Here is a 3,187-nt window from a genome sequence, read left to right as displayed (position 1 = left end):
TGAAAGTTACAGAAGGTTAAGTAAAGATTTTGAATATCATACTGATACAAGTGAAACTATGATACAATTAGCAATGATTCGACTAATGCTTAATAGAATTAAAAATTAAATTCAAAACAGTTTCTAACTGAGTTAATTGACTTTATGAAATAGCCATATTCCAACCTATACAAACAGGAATGAATATATTTGGCTATACACTAAGCAATTAAAAGACGAATTATATACATATGAAAATAGCCATGCACGAACCGTTCACCAACTCTAAGGAATATAACATGGCTATCCCGATAAATCGGGATGTCAATTAAAAATCAAATGCTTTAGCATTCTTGAGTTCCTTAAAGGAAAAATTAAAAACGAATAAATTATATACATATGAAATAGCCATGCACGAACCGTTCACAAACGCTAATGAATATAACCTGGCTATCCCGATAAATCGGGATGACAATTAAAAAACAAATTATATACATATGAAATAGCCATGCACCGAACAGTGTACAAACACTAATGAAGATAACCTGGCGTATTCCATATGACAACTAAAAAAACAAATTATATACATATGAAATAGCCATGCACGAACCGTTCACAAACGCTAATGAATATAAAATGGCTATACCATATTACGATTAAAAAAACAAATTATATACATATGAAATATCTATTTTCTTACGATTCTACTTCTCAACAATTCATTGATATTGAATTTACTGTTGAAAATGTGAATTCAGATGAATTGATGTTCCAGCTACCCGCGTGGAGACCAGGAAGATATGAACTTGCTAATTTTGCAAAAAATATATGTAAATGGAATGCATATGATGGAGAAAACAAACCCCTGGAATTTCAAAAGGTAAATAAAGATCTTTGGAAAGTAAAGTCAAAAGGGGTGCATACTGTTGTTGTTAAATACAGTTATTATGCTGCAGAATTAAATGCAGGCTCTACCTGGTTGGATGAGCATCAGCTTTATGTAAATCCGGTTAATTGCTGTTTTTTTGTTCCCGATAGAATGAATGAACCCTGTTTAATAGAGTTGAAAATACCTGCAAATTATAAGGTAGCAAGCGGTTTAAAAAGCATTGACAGAACAAAACTCAGGGCTAATAATTTTCAACAATTAGCAGACAGTCCTTTTATAGCATCTGATACATTGCAACACAATTTCTTTGTTTATGAAGGTATTGAATTTCATATATGGATGCAAGGAATAAAAAATCCTGATTGGGCTAAACTATTTAGTGATTTTTTCATTTTTGTAAATGAGCAATATTCATTGTTTAAAGGCTTTCCAGTAGAAGATTATCATTTCATATTCCAAATACTTCCTTATCAAACGTACCATGGAGTGGAACACGAAAATTCAACAGTAATAGCGCTTGGACCAGTATATGATATTTTTGAAGACAAACTATACAACGAGCTATTGGGAATAAGTTCACACGAATTGTTTCATACCTGGAATATTAAAAACATTAGGCCTCAAGAAATGCTGCCTTATGATTTTTCAAAAGAAAATTATTCAAAGCTTGGCTTTGTGGCTGAAGGATTTACTACTTATTATGGAGATTTGATGTTGTTTCGATCAAGGATATTTTCTGAAGATGAATTTTTCAAAACATTTAACCAACAATTAAAAAAGCATTTTGATAATCCCGGAAGATTTAATTATTCAGTTACTCAATCTTCTTTTGATACCTGGCTTGATGGATATGTGCAGGGCATTCCAAACCGAAAAGTTTCAATATATACCGAGGGGTGCCTAATTGCTTTTATGCTAGATGTAATAATAAGAAGAGCAAGTGAAAACAATAAATCCCTGGATAATGTAATGCAAATTTTATACAATGACTTTGGAAAAAAGGGTATAGGTTATACAGAAAAAGATATTTATGAAATAATATCATTAGTTGCTGGCAGGCCTATGGATGATTTTATTAACCAATATGCTTATTCAACAATTGATTTTAAACCCATGCTTGTTGAGTGTCTTGAATATCTTGGGTTAACTATAACAGAGCATGAAACTGGCAAATTTCACGAAACTTACTTAGGATTTAAATGCAGTGAAGAGGGAGATAAAGCAATTGTAAAGGCAATTTACCCAAATTCTCCAGCAGATAATGCTTTATTGATTATTAATGATCAGATTGTTGCCATAAATGGTATTCGCTTAAACAATAATTTGGATGAATGGTTCAAGTATTATGCAAAAGGGAATATAGCTGAAATAAGATTAACTGTTTTTTCAGCCCTTAGGCAAAAAGAAATAATTGTTAATATTAGATCCAATAAAAGTTGTTATTTTAAATCCTATTCTTTGAAAAAGTTAGTTCCTTTAACAACTTCCATGGAAACTTCATTTAAATTGTGGGCGGGTTTACCAGTACATTTATAGGTTTAAAATCAAAGCTTGTCTATAACTTTTCATTTTTTTTCTAAAAAAAAGATGTTTAATAATTTCATCATTATCATTTTTTTTTGTTGATTTACAGTATTATTAACTTCAAATACATAAATTATATGAAATTAACAATTACTCATCAGGAGGATTATTCACGAGGTGAATTACTTCTCAGAACATTTTTTGGAATTTTTTACATCACCCTTCCTCACATGTTTTTAATGCTTTTTTATGGAATATGGTCTTCCATAATTACCTTTATTTCTTTTTGGGTGATTTTATTTACTGGAAAATATCCCCAAAGTTTCTATGAATACCAAGTGAATTTAATGAAATGGGGAGTTAGGTTAAATGCAAGAAGGAGCAACCTGGTAGATGGTTATCCATCTTTTCATACAAGTGGAAGTGATGAACTTACCAATCTTGAAATTCCTTATCCAGAAAATTTAAGTCGTGGAACTTTGCTTTTAAAAGCATTTTTTGGTTTCATTTATTGTGTTTTCCCTCACGCGTTTATTTTAATTTTCAGAGTATTATGGGGCGCAATTCTTTCCATGATTGCATGGTGGGTTGTTTTGTTTACTGGGAAATATCCTTCATCCACTCATGAATTTAATGTAAATACCATGAGATGGGTTTTAAGGGTAAACTTGTATATGACTTATATGTCTGATCAATATCCTCCTTTTTCAGGTAAAGAATTGTAGATAAATAAATATGGAAAACAACCAGCAATATTACCCCTTGCCTCAACCAAATGAGCTAACGGTAAGAGAG

At 31.1% G+C, this 3,187-nt stretch carries 2 protein-coding genes; both read left to right on the top strand.

Translation table 11 applies throughout. The features are described from left to right. Nucleotides 1-658 precede the first annotated feature (658 nt). Entirely contained in the window at nt 659-2,404 is a 1,746-nt protein-coding gene (locus tag H0V01_12730) for a M61 family metallopeptidase (GenBank protein ID MBA2584239.1), read from the top strand. 125 nt (nt 2,405-2,529) lie between these two features. Then, nucleotides 2,530-3,117 carry a DUF4389 domain-containing protein gene (locus H0V01_12725; protein MBA2584238.1) on the top strand — a complete coding sequence of 196 codons (588 nt, stop codon included), beginning with the start codon at nt 2,530-2,532 and terminating at the stop codon, nt 3,115-3,117. Nucleotides 3,118-3,187 lie beyond the last annotated feature (70 nt).

Source organism: Bacteroidota bacterium (assembly GCA_013696965.1).
GTDB lineage: Bacteria > Bacteroidota > Bacteroidia > JACCXN01 > JACCXN01 > JACCXN01.
This window is presented reverse-complemented; position numbering and strand designations above follow the sequence as displayed.

Excerpts from the sequence above, each read along its gene's own strand:
- H0V01_12725 (MBA2584238.1), top strand. The coding sequence starts at position 2,530 with ATGAAATTAACAATTACTCATCAGGAGGATTATTCACGAGGTGAATTA.
- H0V01_12730 (MBA2584239.1), top strand. The coding sequence starts at position 659 with ATGAAATATCTATTTTCTTACGATTCTACTTCTCAACAATTCATTGAT.